Annotated in this window: 1 protein-coding gene; it reads right to left on the bottom strand. The window is 61.3% G+C overall.

Translation table 11 applies throughout. The features are described 5' to 3' along the window. Positions 1-18: 18 nt before the first annotated feature. Positions 19-960, bottom strand: a complete 942-nt coding sequence (locus EQG66_RS15195) for an IS110 family RNA-guided transposase (protein WP_006966739.1) — start codon at positions 958-960, stop codon at positions 19-21. Between the last annotated feature and the right edge of the window lie 212 nt (positions 961-1,172).

Raw genomic sequence — 1,172 nt, 5'->3', positions numbered from 1 at the left:
TTAGAGTATCCGTGATGGTCAAGCGCATGCTGTGGTCCAGAGACGATCTGCCCTGAGTAGCGCATTTGCGGTGACGATGAGCTTTCGCATGATGGCTGTGATGGCGATTTTGGCGGGTTTTCCGGCAGCGATGAGCTGCTGGTATTTGGCCTTGAGGTTTGGATTGAATCGGGCGGCGACCAGAGCAGGCATGTAGAGAGCCTGTCGGACATTGGCCCTACCGCCGCGGATGAAGCTTTTGCCTTTCCATTGGCCGGACTGGCGCGCGACCGGGGCAAGTCCGGCGAGCGAGGCAGCCTGCTTGTTATCGAGCGATCCGAGTTCGGGCATGGTGGCGATGATCTGGTTGGCGGTGAGTGTGCCGAGGCCAGCGATGCTGGTGAGAATGTGGTGGCGCCGGACGAGCTTTTCATCTGCGGCAATGACGGCCGCGATTTCAGCGTCGAGCGCAGCGATGTGGCGAGCGATCTGTTCGAGCCGTTGGCTGCACTGGCGCTTAAGCAGCGTGACGGTGAGGTTCTTTTCGCGGTTTTTGAGCGCGGTGCGATCACGCACCAGACCATCGCGGGCGTTGACGAGTTCGGCCAGTTGGTTCTGCTGCGGGCTTCGGGCGGGCCTGACCGGGGGTTTCAGCGTCACCGCCATCCGTGCGAGCAGCCTGGCGTCGATGCGATCGGTCTTGGCGAGCGTGCCTGTCGCCTGAGCGAAGCGCCTTGCCCGTTCCGGGTTGAGCTTGACGCAGGGCATATGGCCGAGCGCGACCTCCAGCGCGCGGTGGTAGATGCCGGTAGCCTCATAGGCGATCCGCTCGACCTCCCATTGCCCGGCCCATGCGATCAGGGTCTTGTGGCCCTTGGTGGTGTTGGGGAACTGGCGCTCGATCCCGATGGGATGGACATAGCAGTCCAACGTCGCTTTGGAGATGTCGATGCCGATGGTTTGTGGTAGAGAGTTGCTCATCTTTTTCGCTGTCCCATGCTTGTCATCCGGGCCTTAAAAGCCCCGGTATCCGTTCGGGCCTGATGAAAAAGAAAGGGGCGATCCTACTCTAACCCGGTCCCTTCACGACCAGCGGTTTTGCGATCCGTCCCCTTCCGTCCGGTCCGGGGTGGCCACCCCGGACCGGACATCGCATCCTGACCCGAACGGACCACAAAGTCATAAGACAAGCG

It is taken from the genome of Sphingobium fluviale (genome assembly GCF_004122115.1).
In the GTDB taxonomy this organism is placed as follows: Bacteria; Pseudomonadota; Alphaproteobacteria; order Sphingomonadales; family Sphingomonadaceae; genus Sphingobium; species Sphingobium fluviale.
Note: the sequence above shows the minus strand (reverse complement) of the source record. Positions and strands in the feature narration are given on the sequence as shown.

Excerpts from the sequence above, each read along its gene's own strand:
- EQG66_RS15195 (WP_006966739.1), bottom strand. The coding sequence starts at position 960 with ATGAGCAACTCTCTACCACAAACCATCGGCATCGACATCTCCAAAGCG.